The sequence below is a fragment of the Labrenzia sp. THAF35 genome (genome assembly GCF_009363595.1).
Classification (GTDB): Bacteria; Pseudomonadota; Alphaproteobacteria; order Rhizobiales; family Stappiaceae; genus Roseibium; species Roseibium algicola.
Genome location: NZ_CP045383.1, coordinates 20,302 through 38,759, shown reverse-complemented (window position 1 = coordinate 38,759; position 18,458 = coordinate 20,302). Strand labels below are relative to the sequence as shown.

Genomic DNA, 18,458 nt, shown 5'->3' with positions numbered 1-18,458 from the left:
CGAAAACTCTGGTCAGGCACGTGGCTGCATCCGGCGCGTGCCTTTACAAATGAGAGCTGCATTAGCCCAAGAAGACAGAAACCCAAGTACGAGCTTTGGACGATCATTTGTCGAGCGTTTCATCTGACCGCTTTGATCGACTTTTACGTATGGAGAGAAAAAGCATTATTTGGTTGATCTGAAAGGTCTTGGCTATTTCCCCAAACAAACAAGTAGTATCTGAATGACTTACCTCTCAAGAAGATCCTTTCTTTCAGGATCGGCATGCTTTGCTAGCGTCGTTGTTAGCGGATGTGCCTCTGACAAGGCACATATAAAACCAGTGCCATATTCTGAAGACCCAGCCTACATATCGATGTATGGCGCTATGCCAACCGAGCGGTTTCCGCTACCGGCAATTAACTTGAAAAAAGTACCAGAGCGTTTCTACCGCCAGCAAGTTGATTACAACACTCCTGAAAAAGTGGGCACACTTGTTGTCGACACGCAAAACTTTTATCTCTACCTGGTTCAGGAAAACAAAAAGGCAATGCGATATGGAGTGGGGCTTGGTCGGGCCGGATTCGAATGGTCAGGACGGGCTCGGATTGCGCGCAAGACTGAGTGGCCCAAATGGACACCACCAGAGGAAATGATCGAGCGGGAACCGGAACTCGAGAAATGGAGTTGGCGGAACGGTGGAATGCCTCCCGGGTTGGAAAATCCTCTAGGAGCGAGAGCGCTTTATATTTTTCAGGGAAATCGCGACACGCTCTATCGCTTACATGGAACTTCTGAATATTGGACAATTGGCACCGCGGTTTCCAGCGGCTGCGTCAGATTGATGAACCAAGACATAATCGATCTTTTTGGACGGGTGCCTGTCGGGTCACCGATTGTAGTATTGTCGTGAACCGACAATCGGTAAATTCAGCTGGTTACGGGGACGATGTACGGCGAATTGTCAAATTGTCCCTTATAACTCTGGGATCGATTGTTCGGCCGCACGGCCTTAACAGCTCACAAGGCCGCAGTAACCAAACATCGCGGCAATCCGATTTGATCGCACCATGCGTTAGCTGCGGCATGTTGTCCGTCGTCAGATGATTTGGGGCAGGATTGCCTGATCGGTCACGGAGGATCTGGCTCATTTTTCTTTTAGTTTACGCTGTGCTCTGACGGTGCAGCAAGCGGCGTCTGTGGATTGTCCGTTCTTTGATCTCCTTTCTTCGTCTGAGGATTGTTTCGCCCCTGCCAAAGTAAACATCGGCTGGTGTTAGATTGCCGAGGCTTTCATGATAGCGCTGATGATTATAGTGCTCGATGAACGCGCCGATTGCCTGTTCGAGTGCGCCAGGCAGGTAGTAGTTTTCGAGCAGGATGCGGTTCTTGAGCGTCTGGTGCCAACGCTCGATCTTCCCCTGTGTCTGTGGATGATTGGGGGCGCCGCGGACATGGTCCATGCCCTGATCCTCGAGCCAATCAGCCAGGTCGCCGGAGATATAACTGCTGCCATTGTCACTGAGCAGGCGCGGCCGGTGGGTGACGGTGACGCTGTTGCAGCCTGAAGCAATCAAGGCCTCCTCAAGGGTAGCAGTGACGTCTCCGGCTTTCATGGTCGCACAAAGCCGCCAGGCAACAACGTAGCGGCTGTAGTCATCCAGGATTGTCGAGAGATAGAACCAACCCCAACCGACAACCTTGAGATAGGTGAAGTCGGTTTGCCAAAGCTGGTTTGGCCGAACGGTCTTCTCATGGAACTCATCTGCTGCCTTGATGGTGATGTATGACGGGCTCGGGATCAGGTCCTGCGCTTACAGAAGCCTATAGACACTGGCCTCGGAGACAAAATAGCGCTCTGTATCGGTAAACCGGACCGCCAGTTCTCTGGGCGATAGATCAGGTTCTTCCAACGCCAGATCGACGATCTGTCGGCGCACGGCATCAGGGATGCGGTTCCAGACCCGACCCGGTCGTGACGACCGGTCCGCAAGCCCGGCCTCGCCAAGCGACAGATACCGGTCATACCAGCGATAGAAAGTCGTCCGCGGGATGCCCAGCATGTCCAGGGTTCGCTTTGCCGGAAGATGTGACTGTTCGACGATGCGAATGATATCGAGCTTCTCGGATGCCGGATATCTCATTCGTCGTCTTCCCCATCGCCGGTCATGCTTTTTTTGAGTAGTCGGTTCTCCAGGGTCAGATCGGCAACGGCCTCCTTCAACGCCGATGCTTCAGCCCGAAGCTCCTTCACCTCCGGTGCCGTTGCCTGTCGGCTCGTATCTCCTGCAAGGCGCCGTTTCCCGGCTTCTAGAAATTCCTTTGACCAACTGTAATAGAGGCTCTGGGCAATACCCTCGCGACGGCACAGTTCGGCGATGCTTTCTTCGCCGCGCAAGCCTTCGAGCACGATCCGTATCTTCTCTTCGGCGTTGAACTGCCGACGGGTCTTGCGCCTGATGTCTCTGACAGCATTCTCGGCCGACTGTTTTTGCTTCCCGGATTTCATTCTCATCTGCACTCCTTGACGGTTACGATGAGCCTGAAATCCTCCGTTATGCAATTAATCTAATCTGTCCCAGTGGCGCTGACGGACGACACGGCATGTCACGTTTGCTTATAAGACCGATCATGCCCAAACAACGGAACATCGTTTTCGCACACACCCTCGCGCTCAAACTCCAGAGTGGTATGAACGATGCCGAAGGAATCTGATAGTTTTTCTTTCAGCTCCAACTTGATTGCCTCCAACTGTTTCCAGTCAACTTCTTCGACGACTACATGAGCGTCCAACGCTGGAGCGTTCTCTTCCATCTGCCATAGGTGTACATGATGTACCTCGCGAACCCCAGATGTTGCGCGCAGTAGATCGACGACATCATGTCCTTCGATGTCCGGGGGACTCCCCAGCATCAACGTTCTGACCGGTCCGCCAATCTCCGTCACTGCCAGATAGAGGATGTATCCCGCAATGCCGATGGTAACAGCGGGGTCGACCCATCGCATATCGAATAGGATGATCAAGGTCCCGCCGACGATTACCGCAACGGACGCCAGTGCATCCGATAGGTTGTGCAAGAACAGGGCACGAATGTTCTGACTTCCCTTTTGCATCGACCAGGTCAGTGCTGCTGTCAAAGCATCTACGCCGAGAGCAAACCCTGCGATAATCACGACCGTCCAGCCCTGGACGTCCGGTGGTTCAATCAGGCGCATTCCTCCTTCATAAATTAGGTAAAGGCCGACGATAATAAGGGTCGTATAATTGATGAGCGCAGCTACTGTTTCTATGCGTCCGTAGCCGAATGTCATACGTTCATCCGCAGGGCGCCGCGCAATCTTGCGGGCAGCGAAGGCAATAATCAGCGCGGCCATGTCTGAAAAATTGTGCAAGGCGTCTGCAATCAGTGCAAGGCTTCCGGCAAAGAGGCCGCCCACTATTTGTGCGATCGTCAGAAGGCCATTAGCCCAAATTGCCACGCCGACTCTGCGGTCGCCGCTTTGAGGATCGAGGTGCACGTGACTATGCCCGTGGTGGTCATGCGGCATCTGCGATACCTCCGTGATCATGGATTGCAGACCTACTGGGCTTTAATCGACCTGATCGAATGGCACGGACGCGAGTGTTCATCCAGTGACGTATGATGAACCGGTAAAGCCAGCCCCTCACTCGTCCGAATTTTTGCATGTGCTCTGAATAGAATTGATCCGGCGTTTCAAACACACCAAAGTCCTGCTCGATGCCCGTCTCTTGAATGTAGGTGTCATGCCCCTCCCAGCGAACCGGTGGCGCGTCAAGGCAATCGGTGCCCGCACCGAAACCACACAAGCTCTTGTTTCCGAAAAAGGTCTGCTGGAGAACGCTCAAGAATTTTTCATCTAGAATGAATCCTTCGAGATTAATCCATTTGCCGTCGAACTCGACCTCAACCCAGGAATGAAGAATTTCTTGTGGTGCGATCGGAAAGATCAAATCCGGGACGACACCACGTTGTAGCTCCTTGTGAATCGTGAACCCTCGCAGGCGGCACTTGATACCTACACCGCGCAATAGCGCCATTAGGAGCGTTCCCTTGGTGTTGCACTGGCCGTACCCATCTCGAAGTACTTCAGACGCGGGAATGTTGTCCGCCCGATTGTAGCCGAAGGCGATTTCGTTTCGAACAAAGTCGTAGATTGCGCCTATGCGATCGTACTGAGGCAGTCGGAGCCATTTCCGATCTTCAGTCAGACGGACAACGGATGGTGCGCGGTAATCGAGTAACTGCGTGGCGGCAAGAAGGGGGGCAGCATCGGGCATGTGATTGTTCCTCGTATCGACCGAGTATGTATGTAGTTTCTATAGTCGCTAGAGGTTTAAGAGGTGGCCACCCAAAAAATTTAGACTCTGAAGGGCAGCTGTTGCTCCCTGTCTGCGAACGAAATTCCGACAAGGCCCATTACTCTGGTTTCTGTACTATCTCACCCGCAAAGGGAACATGTGGGTTGTTTGATTTTCAGAATCTAATTTGCGATGCCGCCGCCCCGATTTATTTCCGAACCGAAGACGGCCATAAAGTTTAAGACATGATCCATCATCAGAGCCAAGCAAGTAATAGGCGGGGAAAATCGAAGCAATGACCGTCAAAGTAGTGCCTAAGCACCTATCTCATCGTGATCAGTTAAACACTCGGAGTGGTCTCGGAGTACCTCTAATACCCGACAGTCAGCTGTGCGGCCACCGCTGCATTCACGGACCATGCGCTTTAGTTCTGTGCGAAGCGCCTGCAAACGCGCGATGCGCTGTTCGACCTGCTTAAGCTGCCGACGTGCAATCGTGTCAGCCTTGCCGCAGGGCCGGTCGGGATGATCGCAGAGGTCCAGGAGCTCCCGGATTTCTTCCAATGAAAAACCAAGCTGCCGCGAATGGCGAATAAATGAAAGTTTGTCGAGTTGCTCATTACTATAGCGTCTCTGTCCCCCCTCAGTACGGTCCGGTTCTGGTAGAAGCCCGATCTGTTCATAATAGCGAATAGTCTGCACTTTCGTGCCTGTTTTCTTTGCAAGACCGCCGATCGTGAGCATGAATTAGTTATCCAAATACAAAATTGTACGGAGCGAAATGGACTTTCAGCAGCGCCGAACCTAAGCTATTTGCTTCCGCGCGACAATCAAGCACGTCCGCAAATTTGAGCTTGAACCTCTAGTGGCTTTAGGAATTATACGTGTTCCGAAAAAGGTAATTCAGTAGTCAGTTACTGCCACATTCGAACTGTTTGATCTCCAAACGTGTACGAACTCTGAGGTTTTTAGGACGCGCCGGATACTGGTGGTCGTGTTTTTTGGCAACCAGTTTTGCTGCTCTACCGGAAACCCACGCCACAATAGACATCCTCGCATTGGATTTGACCAAAATGAAAACAATTCACACCTCTACCGGCGCTGACCGGAACGCGTCTGTAAACCTGACAAATGATTTACGGCCACTTGTGAGGGAGAGTAGTTGGTACAACGACATGCCCGGCGAAGCAGTTTTCACCACACTAGAAGAGGGGATCTGACTTTATGGCCCGCTTTTCCGGAGAAATGGCCCTAGTCCTTGCCTGGATCGTATCACTCGTCGCTACACTCGCTGTATTATTCATCGGCGAAGTGTTGGGCCAAACGCCTTGCGTGCTCTGTTGGTTTCAGCGGGCCTTCATGTTTCCGTTGGTCATTGTCCTTGGTTTTGGTCTTTGGTGGCATGACCGCCGAGTTGGTCGCTATGGTCTAGTGTTGGCACTTGGAGGCGGTGCCGTTGCACTCTGGCACCTAGGCCTTTACGCAGGCCTGATTCCCGAGCCCATTCAGCCATGCTCTGCAATTGGTCCTTCCTGCACGGATTCCAACCAATTGATCCTTGGCATTCCGATCCCTTTGATGGCGTTCGTCGCGTTCGCACTCATCAGCCTATTGTCCGCCCTGTCACTCAAGGAGACACATAAATGAACCGCCGCACCTTGATCTTGTCTGTGCTCGCACCTGCGAGTGCCAGCTTCGTCGGTGCCGCCTGGTATGTGAACCGCCAAGCGCCTTTGGAGAGTGCCCAACCTCTCGTCTCAGAAGGCAACGAGGTCCTTGTTCGGCCCTATTCACCAATCCTTGGGCCAGAAAACGCACCTGTCACAATTGTAGAGTTCTTTGACCCCGCCTGTGAGGCCTGTCGCGCGTTTCATCCAATTGTGAAAGACCTCTTGGCGCAGCATGAACCCGTGGTTCGTGTCGTGATGCGTTACACGGCATTTCACGGTGCGGCATCTGAAGAAGCGATCCGAATCCTCGAAGCCGCACGAATGCAAGGTGTCTTCGAGCCTGTGCTGGAGGCTGTTTTACGCGAACAGCCCAGGTGGGCTTCGCACGGCTCACCACAGCCAGGTTTGATACTCGGCATTGCCGCTGCCGCGGGTCTTGATGCAGAGGCCGCGCGTACACAAATGCTTGCACCCGACGTCGTTGGGATCCTCAACCAAGACCGTGCGGACGTCGAAGCTGTTGGGGTGCGGCAGACGCCAACATTCTTCGTAAACGGAAAACCGTTGGATCCATTCGGTGATGTTGAGCTGCGGCGCCTGGTCTCGGCGGAAGTTGCCGCGGTTCAGAACTGAACAGCGATCTACAAAGGAAGAATGTAAATGAGAAAGGTACTGCGCCAAACGCTGGTGGCACTCGTGATAATCATAGGGTTCTGTGAAGCCTCCGTAGCAGGCTCAGACAAAGTGCTAATTGAGGATGCATGGTCTCGCACCTCCATCGGTACCAGTCGTCCCGGCGTCGCCTACATGAAAATCCGTAATACCGGCGACGTTGTAGTAACGCTAATAGGCATTAGTACGGATATTGCGCTGAAAACTCAAATTCACAGGACTTCAACGAATAACCAAGGCGTGAGTTCTATGGCGCCAGTCGGTGAAATCGAAATTGCTCCGGGAGAAACAGTTACGCTGGAACCCGGAGGACTTCATGCGATGTTGATGGGGCTGCAACGGAAAATGAAAGAGGGTGAGAGTTTTTTTATGACCCTGGTTTTCTCCGATGGTGGTGAAGTGGCAGTCGAAATTCCGATCCTTGGCATCGCGGCACGTGGACCCGAGAACTGATGCGGCAACGGCGTTTGCTTCAGTATGGCGTATTTGGCGTCGTGGCAATCAGCTTTATTCTTTTTGTCGGCTGGTGGCGTGTCGATGGTCCGGGTGCACCGGAACCTTTCATTCGGCGTCCCCTTGATCTTCCCGCTATGGAGTTTCGGCTCACTGACCACGCAGGAAACGCGGTGGGCCCTGAAGTCCTCACCGGTCGCGCGACGATGGTGTTTTTCGGTTTCACTTTCTGTCCCGACGTTTGCCCCACCACGCTTTCGGACATATCGAGTTGGCTTGAGATGATGGGCGATGACTCGGACGCACTGAATGTGATTTTCATTACAGTTGACCCCGAACGCGATACCGTCGACGCGATGGCTGAGTATGTGGGTTACTTTGACGCGAACATCCGGGGTTGGAGCGGAACGAATGAGCAGATCGCGGTAGCGGCAGATATGTTCCGGGTCACCTATGAAAAGGTACCGACAGATGGTGAAGACTACACCATGAACCATACCGCGAGCGTCTTCTTGTTCAAAACAAACGGGCAGTTTGCTGGGGCTATCGACTACCACGAGACTCGAGAAACCGCAGTGCCCAAAATTCGCCGCGCAATGACTGAAAAAGAGGAAGTGCCTCAATGAGCAAAAGGTATCTGATGAATGTCGGTGTGGCTTCAACGGTCCACTCGCCAAACTGATCCATACTCAAGGAGCGTCTTAACGGATGCTCCCCGGGCTGCAAGCGAACAGTACCGGCATCCCCAAACCGCATCACCGCTTCTTGGCTGTAAGTGCATTCGATCCATAACGAAAAGGCTCTGCTCCATGAAAAAATGTCTCACTGCTCTCATGTTCACTCTTGCATTGTCGTCATCTACGCAGGCATTCGCTGACCAAAGTCTAGTCGAGGTCCGCAAGACCAACGGTTGCGGCTGTTGCCTGGCTTGGATGGAGCATCTTGAGGAAAATGGTTTCAATACGACCGGCGAAGACATGTTTGCCGGACCGTTGACGCGGTTCAAGATCGACAATGGCGTGCCCCAGCGAATGGCCTCTTGCCATACGGCACTTGTTGACGGCTATGTAATCGAGGGTCATGTCCCGGCGACCGATATTCGGCGTCTCCTATCAGAACGTCCAGACGCGATTGGTCTCGCCTTGCCCGAGATGCCGCTCGGCTCACCGGGCATGGATCAGAGCGACATGCGAGAAGCCTATGATGTCTTCCTGATTCGGCGGGACGGTTCGACGGAAGTGTTCGCGAGTTATGCGAGTAATTGAGCGCACCAAAAGGATGGCAATGATGAGACCAATTCTGACGATCGGGTTGGCAGGCGTTGCAACTGCGTTCTTTGTCGATCAGGTATCGAAGTCAATCATCGTCGCAAACAAAGCCAGTTTGACTCCCAGTGTCTCCGTCTTTCCTGGTCTCAATCTTACTTACTTGCAGAACAGCGGCGTGTCATTTGGACTGCTGGGTGAAGTGCATTGGTTTGTTCTTGTCGTGCTGGCGTTTGCCGTCTGCGTCTGGCTGTCGGTGCTTTTGATCAGTGCCGCGAGCAAGTTCGAGGCCTTGGCTTACGGAATGATCATTGGTGGTGCTCTCGGAAATGTCACGGATCGGCTGCGATATCGCGCAGTGACTGACTTTCTTGACTTCTACTTTGGCGCAGCACATTGGCCGTCCTTCAATATGGCCGATGTTTTCGTGGTTGGCGGCTTAGGATTGTTACTTCTTTCTCCGTGGTTGGCCGCTCGACATGCTGGTTCCAGCTGAAACAGAGTAGCGTTCTTTCAATAGAATTTACGCGACCCGCATACTTAAAATCAGCAGGCATGAGGTCCCGAATAATATACGCGTCGCGCAATGCTGGGCGCACGCACGACGGAAACTGAAGGAAGTGTTCGACCGCGATGTCTCCGAGATCGCCGCCGAGGGCTTGCGCCGAATCGCCGAGTTCTACAGGGTCGAAGCTGATATCCGAGGCACGGCGTCCGGGTAGCGGCTCTCGGCCAGACAGGCCCGCACCGCGCCTCCCCTCACTGCCTTCGGACAATAGTTGCAAGAGCAACGCCTCCGGGTCTCCGCCAAGTCTCGTCTCGGTGAGAAGTTCGCCTATATTCATCGTCACTGGGACGGCTTACAGACCTTCCTTCACGTTGGCCGTGTCGAGATCGATTGCAACAGCGTCGGGAATTTGATCCGGCCAATTGCATTGAACAGGAAGAAAGCCTTTTCCGCCGGCCATGACGAAGGTGGCCGCATCGCATCCCTCATCGAGACCGCGAAAATTAACGGCGTGGAGCTCTTCGCCTATCTCAAGACGCCCCTCAAGGCCATCGCCGGCGGCCATCCGAAAATCCGGATCGACGAATTCCTGCCATGCAACTTAACGCCGTCAAACTGAAGCCACGTGGGGCGCAGACTTCGCTTACAGAATAGCGGGAACATGACGCAAAAGGAAATTGCGGCGATCAGTGGCATCAGTCAGCAATATCTGAGCAGCCTGGAACGCGGAAAACGGAACCCAACCGTTATTACAATCTATCAGATTTCATTGGCGCTCAACGTGGATCCGATGGAGTTTCTTCGACGGATCAAGAAGCCGAAAGATTAGCACCACGGCTCGCGATGTCCGTGCCACGGCCGGGCAAGCCCCTCGTTGATGAGAATTTGGCTTACGTCGTTGCCGTTGACCAAGACCCTTGCGAGGGTGCGGCCATACTTGTCCTTGCCATTTCGGAGGATCTGAATGCGTTGTCCGTTCGCCAACTCGGCGAGCCGGCGCTTGGCCTTCTTTGCCATCTGGATTTCATAGGAACATTTTCCGTCGATCTCGGCGGTATCCAGGCCGAGAACCCGCACACGCTCCGAGCCGTGCTTCATGCCGATCAGGAAACTGTCACCGTCCCAAACGCGCAATTGCTGTGGCTGGCATGTCGCAGCACAGAGATACACGGCAACAACGATGTGGCTGGTCATTCTCTGTTGAAGTCCCCGATCTCAGACAGATCGACGCCAATATCCGCCTGGTTCGGATCCAGTGCCCATAGTTGTTTTCGAAGCTTACTCTTTGGATACGGCTCCGCACTTTCATGTTCTGGTACATGCGCACTTTCCTCCAAGGCTGCTTGACTCGGAGCTGCCAAGTCATCGCTCTCACTTTGATTTTCCGCTGTGAACACATACTCCCCGTCGAAATACCCCGACAGGTATGCCTCGATGGCGTCTTGAAAGGCTTCCGGCACCGGCGTGTCGTACCACTTCGTCACAATCCTGTAGACACGGGCAAACAGCGCGGTCCCGATCTTGATGTTGTTGCAGGCGTCGAACACATCCGCGGTGACCTGCGACTTGTCCGAGATGCCAATGCCAACCGGATATTGCGTGATTCCGACGCGCACGACGGCTTTGCCGAGATAATCCTGAACTAGCTTCGCGGCCCCTTGCGGAGATTTTGCCCCTGGCACCAGAAACGTCTTCGACCCGGAACGCACGGTCACACTTAGCGGATCCTCAGAACCCACCGCTGCGATGAACTCCTCAACGATGGCGGGTTGCAGGGAAGGGTCGGCACATTGGTCAATCAGGGCAGCGTCTATCATGGATTCACTCGTTGAATGCGATCACCAGCGGAACATCGAACAGCTTTGCCCATGCTGTGACGCTGGCGCGTTGAATGTCGGTGATGTTGCTTTCACCCGTCCACCAGCCGTTGCCGATCGCAACGATGACGTCTGAGCCCATGGCCATGGATTGCAGGATGGGCCAGACGAGGAGCTGTTCGTAGCAGATCAGAGGCGCGGCGTGGCTGCCCGCGACCTGCATGACGGGATTGTCGAAGAAATAGGCGTTCGCGCCGCCTCCGTCCCCTGTGAACCGCCGCCAGGGCTGCCACATCGAGACAGGGACCGGCATGCGCTCGCGATAGAGAATTCGCGATCCCTTCCCTGACACCTCCACCATCACCGTGTCGTAGCCGCTCTTTTGAACAACAGCCGCACCCCCGATCACAGTCACCGGCAGTTCTGACAAAGCGTCTTTCCAAAGCCGTTCCGTCGTCGGGGTCCATAGTCCGAGCGCACTCTCGGGCAGGACGGCGACTTTCACGCCCTGCGCGGCAGCCTCGCGGACCATGGCAATGGTTTCCCGCTGCTGCTTGTAGCCGGCAGGCTGTCCCGCCCCTTCGTAACCGAAAGTGGTGTTGATGCCGGTCCAGCCCTCAATTACCTTTGGTTGCGTCCAGAATGCGGCGGACCAGGCAGCAAAGCCGGCCACCACCGGAACCGCGATCCGCCAAAGGCTTGTGGTCATCATGAGCAACAGGATCGCGGTTGCTGCCAGCCCCAACCAGCCCCATCCCGGAAAGAGCACACCGGCCGCGGTAATCGGGCTGGCCCAACCCAATATCCCGAAGGGCGGCAGACTCATCAAAACACTTGCGATCAGGTAGCGCAGCATTCGTGGCCATCCGGATCCTCGCGTCCAAAGCGCAGAGTGAACGGCGACAAAGACGAGCGATGCCCCGAACCACAGCCCCAGGCCGATGGCATATTGGGACCCGAAGAAGATGCTGGCGCCCTGAGGCAATCCCCGTGACGCTCCCAGGAAGTGCGCGGCGGCTACCAGTGCCGCCACGGATCGGGACGGAGCGTAAGCCCAGAAAGCCGGAAACAGCATTCCGGCCGGCAACAGGAGCACGTTCCCGGACCAGCCGATTGTGCCGGTCGCCATGCCTCCCAGAATACAAAACAGACTGCGCGCAAATTTAAGGCTGGAAGGTGAACACTTCTCGCGCCAGGCCGAGAATGCCGCTCGCCGGGATGGGTCCAAAATATCTTGAATCATAAGAAGCCATGTAATCGGAATGTACAAAGAGTGCGCCGGCGGGAACGACGCCCCCGGCATAGGCGGTCAAGGTGCGCCCCTGCCCGTCCTTCGCTTGAATGGAAGAATGCGCCAGGCGTTCCCCGTCGATGGAAACCTGGTCGCCCTCGATAGCGATGGTTTGTCCGGGCAGGGCGACGACGGTTTTGATGAGCGGTGCCATGCCGCCATCACACAGGCCTGCCGGAAGGTAGAGCCGTTCTCGCGCCAGTTCGATCGCCGGCGCATTTGCCGGCGGACAGATGAATAGGGTATCGCCCAAACGCACTTCGCGAGGCAATGTCTCGATCCGCCAAAGTCCGAGCGGAAAGCTCGGTGTTGTGTTGATCCGGTATCCTCCGAAGGTTCCGGCTGCGGCAATGCCGCCAATCACCATTCCGCCAAGAGACAGGATGAGCAGAATCCGTCGCCTGTCCTTCCGCCTCACCCCGTTTATCACCGGATCATGCCCTGATCCTTGGACAGATCCTTTTTCAAGGCCTGCGCCTGAGCTTGCTCCAGAGATTGCCTTTTGGCGTTGATCTTCTGGATGGCATTGAACGTCGGCCATGCGTCGGCAAGCCTGGCCCGGTCTTCATCGGCAACCCGGGCAGCCACCTTCTCAAAGGCAATTCCCTCCGGCTTGGCCATGCCGACAAACGCCCTCTCCCCAAACCGCTGATCCAGCTTGACGGCAACTTCCCCCAGCTCGGCCTCGACCATTTTGTCCGCCAGAAGGAAGGACAGGCCCGCATTAAGATCGTTCCGGTCGATGGCATCGCGGATTCGCGACAAGACCGTCTCGGCCACCGGTGACAGCGCCGGTATGTCGATACGTGACAGATCGCGTTCGCGCTCCAGTTCCACGGTACGCAAATCACCGATCTCGGCCCTGAGACGTATATAGGTTTTCACATCATCGCTGAGCTGCGGAACATTGTTTAATGCTTGCTCGCGGTCCTCGCGGGCGGTCCTGCCTGCCAACATGCCAGTCTTGCCGCGTAGCGCACCGAACTGCTCAGGTGTATTGGCCAAATCTTCTGTGAGCCGGTCGCGAGCCGTGGTTTGCGCTTCGCCGTCCAGCTTCAAGATGTCCTTGATCCGCATCGCCTTGACGGCCTGTTCCGGCCGCTCGTAAACGAGCCGGGCGCGGTTCTGAACTTCGGCCCAATGAGTTGTCAACGTGGCATCCGACTGCAACCTGGTCTCCACAGCGTCAGGAATGGACATGGCCCACATTTTCACTCCCGCGATCCAGGGTTGTGATGTGGCAGGATGTTCGCGCGACTGTCTTTGGACGGTATTCGTCTCCTCAGCAAGACCTCGCTCAAGGCCGGTCAAGCCAATCCCCAGCTTTTCACCGAGGGACAATAGCCGCTCACCGAGCTCCGAGAGTTTTGCCTTCTGCTCGGCAAACCAGCGACGCTGGTTCTGGACCATCGCCCTGGCAACCCGTAGTCCATAGAGCCCCCGGCTATTTGCGTAGCTGAGAGCCTGGGCGTAAAGCTCCGAACCCGCGTAATCGAGCGTGGTATCCTTTGCACCCTTCCTGGAAAGCACTTCTGTCAATCCACCGTTCTTCGCGAAGGACAAGGCCCCATGATAGAGCTTTACGTCCTCCCGGTGCCTGGTCATCGCCACATAGGTCAAGTGCCGGTCGAGGGAGAGCGTTGCCAGCACCTTCACCTTGTCGACCGTGGCGCCTTGCGATTTGTGTATCGTTGTCGCGTAGCCATGATCGACATTGCGATAGGTCTTCTGGTTGACCTCGACGCGCCGGATCTGATCGGAACCGATATCACCGATCTCCGCGAGGATGCGCCCTTCGCCCGCCTCGATGACACGCCCGAGCATTCCGTTTTTCACGTTCATGTCACGGTCGTTTTTCAAGAACACGATCTGGTCGCCGACGGCAAAGAACCGATAGCCCTCTTCAGTGCGGAATTTTTCTCCCGTTTCGATCACGCCGCGCTCGATCAACACTAGCCGAGCCATCCGGTTGAGCCGGTACACATCTTCCCGCAAATGCGCCAGCATCAGCATCGACTTCGACGGATCGTAGTCGCGTGACCAGTCGTCGATCAGCTTCCCGAAAACCTGATCCTTGAGCGGCATGTTGATGACATGACCATTGGACTGGTAGGCACGGATCGCGGTTACGACATCGCCGCGCGCAAGATCCATGGACGCATCGCGCATCCATTGTTCACGCTGCCGGTAGATCGTGCCGAGTTCCGCGTATCCGGTTCGATCGGTCAACGACCGGAAGGCAGCGCCCGCTTCAATCGGCTGCAGCTGTTCCGCATCTCCGACCAGAACAAGCTTGGCTCCGGCCTTGGCGATCGTTTCGACAAAGACGCTCATCTGTCGGCTGTCGACCATGCCGGCTTCATCGATCACGAAGACGGACTTTTTGTCAGGGAGCCCCTCTCCCCGTCCCCAGGACAATTGCCAAGACGCCAAAGTGCGCGATGCGATCCCGGCTTCTTTCTCGAGACCCTCGGCCGCCTTGCCCGCAAGTGCGGCGCCGACGACCTGATAGCCGTTTGCCTCCCATACCTCGCGCGCGGCTTTCATCATCGTGGTTTTGCCCGCCCCTGCCCGGCCAACGACCGACGCCATGCGCTCCTCACCCGTGATGCGCTCGATCGCAACGCGCTGCTCATCGGAAAGTTTTTGGACGCTCGAAAGCATTCGGTCGCGCAAACGCGCGTCCACACCATGCGAAGAAACGGACACAAGATGATCCGCCCGCCGCGCCATCTCTGCCTCAAGCCGCATCATCTCCCGGCTGGTAAACTTCGCCGGTTCCATTTCGTCTGTCTCCGGATCAACTGCTTCGACAGCAAGTATCACAACGTCTGGGGAATTCAGAACGCGTGCAAGCAGATCCTGGAACTTAGCCTCATCGTCCACGTAGCGGTGAAGGTATTTTGCAATATCCCGCTCATCGAAAACGCTCTTCTCGCGCGTGATAGCATCAATGACGATTTCCGGCCGGCGCGTGATCCGCCTGACATTTTCAAGACGGCTTTCCGCATGCCAGACCGAGCGTTCCAAGCCGGGTTCGCGCCCTTGCACTTTTGCCTGGCTAGAAATGTTGCGCGCCTGCACACCGATCTTCGATGTGGGCAGCAGTTCAATGCCCTGGGCCTCATAGCTGCGATGATCAATCCGCGCATCGTGCCCGGCAAGCTCCAGGCTCTTGTTTGCATGGATCGACCAAAGCTCACGCCACTGTTTCAGCGTTTCCTTGTCGCCCGCCCAGGCTCGATACTGAATTTTGCCGCCCTTCCGGACAGGCTCGCCATTCTCATCGAGAAGAGTTTCCCACTTCGACCCGAAGCCCTTCTCGGTGAGCGGCGCCATCGTCAGCATCACATGGACGTGCGGATTGTTTTCCTTGTCGTGATAGACCCAATCCGCAACCATGCCCCGCGATGTAAAGGCTTGCCCAACATAACCCTGCACCAGGGCGATGTTCTCCTCCCGGCTGAGTTCAGACGGAAGCGCCAAAACAATCTCCCGGGCAAGCTGTGCATTGATACGCGTCTCGTGCGCCTCGACCGCATTCCAGAGCGCTTCACTGGCACCCGCCACACTCCGACCATCGATCAGCGTCCGGAACCATTCCGGCGTCTGATCCGGCAGCGCCAGTTCCTCATGGACCAGATCGCCGTCCCTGAGGGCGTAGTCGAATGTCTTGTGATCGGAGTCGTTCGACACCGTCATTTGTGCACGATGCCGGTAAGCAGCAGCCGCAACACTAGACCGGCCTCCGCTCCGGGAGATCACCTGGACATGAAAATGGTAGATGGCCATCGAGGGCAGGGATCCCGGATGTGAAAAGGCAGGTTAAGTCGAAGAAACAGGACGGTGAGGAAACAAGGCGCCAGGACAGCGAAGGCGGAGATTGCAGCCCAGTGGTTGCAATTCAACTCTCGTACCAGCGCAGGATTGCAGATGCAATCCTATAAGTGCGCATTGGTAAGTTCTGCTTGAAAGCAGTCCTCTTAATGAGCAGCCGCCATGCGGCGGCTGGGCGCAAGCCCATCTCTTCGGTTTCAAGTCGCGAAGCTCATTTTCTGAAAAAGGCATTTCCAAACATGTTTGGCTGGCTCATTCGCAGAAAAGCGCAAACACAGGTCACTCCACCCGCCCCCACCTCTGAACGACAAGCTCCAAAAGTCGAAGCCAACCCAAAGGCGGCCTCGACACTGAAGACCGAAACACGCTCTTTTTCACTGGAGAGGGTCAGGCTTCAGAATGCGATGGGCTTTAAGGTCAGCCACGACGATTTGCCTGACAGCTTCCCGCTTCACTATTTCACCAAACGTCCTTTGCCGAATGGATCGATTGCGCTCTTTCCCGGCACGTGGGGAGCGGAAACACTGGAAATCAATCTGCCCATCCGGACGACGGAACAAGCCGACGCCCAGGAGGCGGGAGCGCAGGTAGAGAATGAAAGCGCTCTCATCGATCTGAGGAAGGTCGATAAGATCCCTGCCGAGCTGGATCTCTTCTTGCCGCTCTTCGCCAAAAGCGAAATCCAGCCACTCATGATTGACATGATCCCCGAAACCTCCTTCGGCGCATCCCTCGCAAACATCCTTACGCAAGGGAGCTGGAACGCGTTGCGGCTTGAGGCTACCGCGCGAAGCGGCGGCTGTTGTCAGGTCTGCGGTGACAAGCCCCAATCAATCGAGTGTCATGAGCTGTGGGAGTATCACACTCCGAAACGCCGCGACGCTGTATCGGATACGCGCGGCGTTCAAACTCTCGTAGCGTTGCTTTCCTTATGCAAGGCTTGTCACCGGATGTTTCATCCGTGTCGCGCTGATGCGCACGGCCAGTCTGACGAAGTGTGGGAGCGCATTGCCTGGGCAAACCGCTGGACGGGCGAACAGACTGCCGCCTATTCCCGTATCGTTCAAAAGATCTGGCAACGGCGATCTGCGATCACCTGGGATCTTGATCTAAGGCTGGTTCGCAATTGGGAACTTGTAGTCAGAAAGGCGAAAGTCAATATGCTTGATGACGGCCGTCTCCAGGATCTCATATCGGATCGCATCACCGGTCTGCTCGGCGTCAACTGGCGCTTTTCCAAAGAGAGCGAATTTCAAAAATCGTTGCCTCTTCCGGATTGGTTGACTGTCTAACCGACCTCCCGCCCGGATCTGGTTTACCACAGGCTACGGCTTTCTCTTCGGCGCTTGATGGGGAGCGCGTTCAAGCCTCCGCCCGCTCCGTCCGGTTTTCCTCAAAACCGGACTGCGGCCCTTCGGGCTGGAAAACCAGATCCTCAAAACCCGCATTTCGAAACCGATAGGCCCATCTCTTTTTACCTGAGCGGACTCCGCATGGGTTGAACGAACGGCTCCCGCTGCAACCCGTCTCGACACGGAGTCCCCGACCCGTTAAGAGCGAACCATGCCGCACCGGCAACCATTCACTTGAAGAGGATTATTTCATGGCTCCACGCACTGCCAAAACCGCCTCCGAACAGATCGACGACATCGAAGCACAGATTGCGAAACTGCAGCAGCGCAAAAAGGAAGTGCTCAAGAAGCAGTCCGAGCGCGTTGCCAAGCTCGTCATGGAGAGCGGCCTGGCCGATCTCGACATTGACGAGGCAGAGCTCTCCAAAGCTCTGAAAGATGTTGCTGCCCGATTTCAAAACCCGGCCACTCCACAAGCTCACACTCCGGCTCCGCAAAATTGAGGGGCAATTCCGAACTCTCGAAAATCGGATAAAGCGGGCTCGGTTCATGGACCGCAAGAAAGACGCAAGAGAGAAGATCCAGCTCGGCGGCCTCATCGTCAAAGCCGGACTTCGCGAAACCGACAAGGCCATCCTTCTCGGCATCCTCACCGATGCCGCGAAACAGCTTGGCGATACAAATCAGCGCGACAGATGGCGCGCGATCGGAAAGGCGGCGTTCAAGGATGACAGTCAAAAGGGCAATGTTGATGCTGATCCCGATAGCCCTCATGCTGGCGGCGGTGTGGGGCTTGAGCGGGATTGAGACGAAGATGGCCGCGCTCGCCACAAATCAAAAAGCCTACATGATGCTCGGCAGGATCGGGCTCACCCTCCCCTCCCTCGTCGCTGCCGGCCTCGGTCTCATTGTTCTCTTTTCAGCGCGCGGCAGCCTCGACGTTAGCTGGGCTGGCGTGGGCGTACTCATCGGCGGCCTGATGGTGTTCACCATCGCGGCGCTCCATGAGGTGCTGCGGCTGAATTCATTTTCGTCTCAGGTGCAGCCTGGGACAATCCTGCAATATGCCGATCTCTATTCGCTCAGTGGTGCAACCGGCGCGCTCTTCGTCGGCCTGTTCGGATTGAAGGTCGGCCTGAAAGGGGTCGAGTCCGGCTGAGTGCAGAATAGGGCGCTAAGAGTTTTTAGCCCGGATTGCCAGCATAATGACCCTTCGCTGCGCGATGCTCGAACTGGTGAGATGCGGGCCTCTACTGCCTCTCGCGTCAGGCTGTCGAAGGTTCGCTTTTCCGTG

General features: G+C 55.7%; 21 protein-coding genes and 2 pseudogenes. 14 read left to right on the top strand and 9 right to left on the bottom strand.

The features are described 5' to 3' along the window. Positions 1–223 precede the first annotated feature (223 nt). A complete protein-coding gene (locus FIU93_RS31115; RefSeq protein ID WP_134853287.1) occupies positions 224–892 on the top strand; it encodes a L,D-transpeptidase in 669 nt (222 codons plus the stop codon). Between the two features lie 250 nt (positions 893–1,142). Here FIU93_RS31115 and FIU93_RS31110 read toward each other — a convergent pair. The 4 genes and pseudogenes from FIU93_RS31110 to FIU93_RS31095 form a co-directional block, all read right to left on the bottom strand. Beyond that, positions 1,143–2,494 (bottom strand): annotated as a pseudogene (locus FIU93_RS31110) (IS3 family transposase). Between the two features lie 92 nt (positions 2,495–2,586). Further along, complete coding sequence (locus tag FIU93_RS31105) at positions 2,587–3,528, bottom strand: cation diffusion facilitator family transporter (RefSeq protein WP_040450261.1); 942 nt, start codon at positions 3,526–3,528, stop codon at positions 2,587–2,589. Beyond that, the gene (locus FIU93_RS31100; RefSeq protein ID WP_008188268.1) at positions 3,518–4,279 is read right to left on the bottom strand and encodes a transglutaminase family protein; all 762 of its coding nucleotides are present in this window, start codon (positions 4,277–4,279) and stop codon (positions 3,518–3,520) included. Before FIU93_RS31100 ends, FIU93_RS31105 begins: the two co-directional genes overlap by 11 nt. A 335-nt stretch (positions 4,280–4,614) precedes the next feature. Beyond that, on the bottom strand, positions 4,615–5,043 hold the full coding sequence (locus FIU93_RS31095) for a helix-turn-helix domain-containing protein (RefSeq protein ID WP_008188248.1): 429 nt from the start codon (positions 5,041–5,043) through the stop codon (positions 4,615–4,617). Between the two features lie 480 nt (positions 5,044–5,523). Between FIU93_RS31095 and FIU93_RS31090 the strand changes: the two genes are divergently transcribed. The 9 genes and pseudogenes from FIU93_RS31090 to FIU93_RS31055 all read left to right on the top strand — a co-directional run bounded on the left by FIU93_RS31090 (position 5,524) and on the right by FIU93_RS31055 (position 9,696). Continuing rightward, complete coding sequence (locus FIU93_RS31090) at positions 5,524–5,946, top strand: disulfide bond formation protein B (protein WP_008188234.1); 423 nt, start codon at positions 5,524–5,526, stop codon at positions 5,944–5,946. Further along, the gene (locus FIU93_RS31085) at positions 5,943–6,602 is read left to right on the top strand and encodes a thioredoxin domain-containing protein (RefSeq protein ID WP_008188213.1); all 660 of its coding nucleotides are present in this window, start codon (positions 5,943–5,945) and stop codon (positions 6,600–6,602) included. Before FIU93_RS31090 ends, FIU93_RS31085 begins: the two co-directional genes overlap by 4 nt. Positions 6,603–6,629: 27 nt before the next feature. Continuing rightward, positions 6,630–7,094, top strand: coding sequence for a copper chaperone PCu(A)C (locus FIU93_RS31080; protein ID WP_040450263.1), 465 nt, complete (start codon positions 6,630–6,632; stop codon positions 7,092–7,094). Then, on the top strand, positions 7,094–7,720 hold the full coding sequence (locus FIU93_RS31075) for an SCO family protein (protein ID WP_008188278.1): 627 nt from the start codon (positions 7,094–7,096) through the stop codon (positions 7,718–7,720). The genes FIU93_RS31080 and FIU93_RS31075 overlap by 1 nt, the downstream gene beginning before the upstream one ends. A 183-nt stretch (positions 7,721–7,903) precedes the next feature. Continuing rightward, positions 7,904–8,359: a DUF411 domain-containing protein gene (locus FIU93_RS31070; protein ID WP_040450265.1), complete on the top strand. Its 456-nt coding sequence runs from the start codon at positions 7,904–7,906 to the stop codon at positions 8,357–8,359. A gap of 22 nt (positions 8,360–8,381) precedes the next feature. Beyond that, the gene (gene lspA, locus FIU93_RS31065; RefSeq protein WP_040450310.1) at positions 8,382–8,855 is read left to right on the top strand and encodes a signal peptidase II; all 474 of its coding nucleotides are present in this window, start codon (positions 8,382–8,384) and stop codon (positions 8,853–8,855) included. Positions 8,856–8,979: 124 nt separating this feature from the next. Continuing rightward, a pseudogene (locus FIU93_RS31850) lies at positions 8,980–9,282 on the top strand (transposase); the annotation flags it as partial. Then, the gene (locus FIU93_RS31845) at positions 9,277–9,486 is read left to right on the top strand and encodes a transposase domain-containing protein (RefSeq protein WP_353621972.1); all 210 of its coding nucleotides are present in this window, start codon (positions 9,277–9,279) and stop codon (positions 9,484–9,486) included. The pseudogene FIU93_RS31850 and the gene FIU93_RS31845, both read left to right, overlap by 6 nt. 6 nt (positions 9,487–9,492) lie before the next feature. Beyond that, complete coding sequence (locus tag FIU93_RS31055; RefSeq protein ID WP_286202479.1) at positions 9,493–9,696, top strand: helix-turn-helix transcriptional regulator; 204 nt, start codon at positions 9,493–9,495, stop codon at positions 9,694–9,696. On the opposite strand, the gene FIU93_RS31050 is transcribed toward FIU93_RS31055, so the two are convergent. Genes FIU93_RS31050 through traA form a run of 5 tightly spaced genes read right to left on the bottom strand, consistent with a single transcriptional unit; the run spans position 9,693 to position 15,767 of the window. Next, entirely contained in the window at positions 9,693–10,061 is a 369-nt protein-coding gene (locus tag FIU93_RS31050; protein WP_062492154.1) for a thermonuclease family protein, read from the bottom strand. The genes FIU93_RS31055 and FIU93_RS31050 overlap by 4 nt on opposite strands. Further along, positions 10,058–10,684: a hypothetical protein gene (locus FIU93_RS31045; protein ID WP_008188277.1), complete on the bottom strand. Its 627-nt coding sequence runs from the start codon at positions 10,682–10,684 to the stop codon at positions 10,058–10,060. Before FIU93_RS31045 ends, FIU93_RS31050 begins: the two co-directional genes overlap by 4 nt. A 4-nt stretch (positions 10,685–10,688) precedes the next feature. Further along, positions 10,689–11,927, bottom strand: coding sequence for a conjugal transfer protein TraB (locus FIU93_RS31040; RefSeq protein ID WP_081450443.1), 1,239 nt, complete (start codon positions 11,925–11,927; stop codon positions 10,689–10,691). Continuing rightward, positions 11,848–12,342: a conjugative transfer signal peptidase TraF gene (gene traF / locus FIU93_RS31035; RefSeq protein ID WP_008188292.1), complete on the bottom strand. Its 495-nt coding sequence runs from the start codon at positions 12,340–12,342 to the stop codon at positions 11,848–11,850. Before traF ends, FIU93_RS31040 begins: the two co-directional genes overlap by 80 nt. A gap of 59 nt (positions 12,343–12,401) precedes the next feature. Next, positions 12,402–15,767 carry a Ti-type conjugative transfer relaxase TraA gene (traA, locus tag FIU93_RS31030; RefSeq protein ID WP_040450269.1) on the bottom strand — a complete coding sequence of 1,122 codons (3,366 nt, stop codon included), beginning with the start codon at positions 15,765–15,767 and terminating at the stop codon, positions 12,402–12,404. A 194-nt stretch (positions 15,768–15,961) separates the two neighbouring features. Here traA and FIU93_RS31025 point away from each other — a divergent pair, with 194 nt between their 5' ends. The 4 genes from FIU93_RS31025 to FIU93_RS31010 all read left to right on the top strand — a co-directional run bounded on the left by FIU93_RS31025 (position 15,962) and on the right by FIU93_RS31010 (position 18,323). Then, positions 15,962–17,104 (top strand): hypothetical protein, encoded by a 1,143-nt coding sequence (locus FIU93_RS31025; protein ID WP_152508066.1) that lies wholly within the window; start codon positions 15,962–15,964, stop codon positions 17,102–17,104. Between the two features lie 311 nt (positions 17,105–17,415). Beyond that, positions 17,416–17,667 carry a TraC family protein gene (locus FIU93_RS31020; RefSeq protein ID WP_062492145.1) on the top strand — a complete coding sequence of 84 codons (252 nt, stop codon included), beginning with the start codon at positions 17,416–17,418 and terminating at the stop codon, positions 17,665–17,667. A gap of 46 nt (positions 17,668–17,713) precedes the next feature. Then, positions 17,714–17,971, top strand: a complete 258-nt coding sequence (traD, locus tag FIU93_RS31015; RefSeq protein WP_062492143.1) for a conjugal transfer protein TraD — start codon at positions 17,714–17,716, stop codon at positions 17,969–17,971. Then, positions 17,916–18,323: a hypothetical protein gene (locus FIU93_RS31010; RefSeq protein WP_173017468.1), complete on the top strand. Its 408-nt coding sequence runs from the start codon at positions 17,916–17,918 to the stop codon at positions 18,321–18,323. The genes traD and FIU93_RS31010 overlap by 56 nt, the downstream gene beginning before the upstream one ends. Positions 18,324–18,458: the final 135 nt, after the last annotated feature.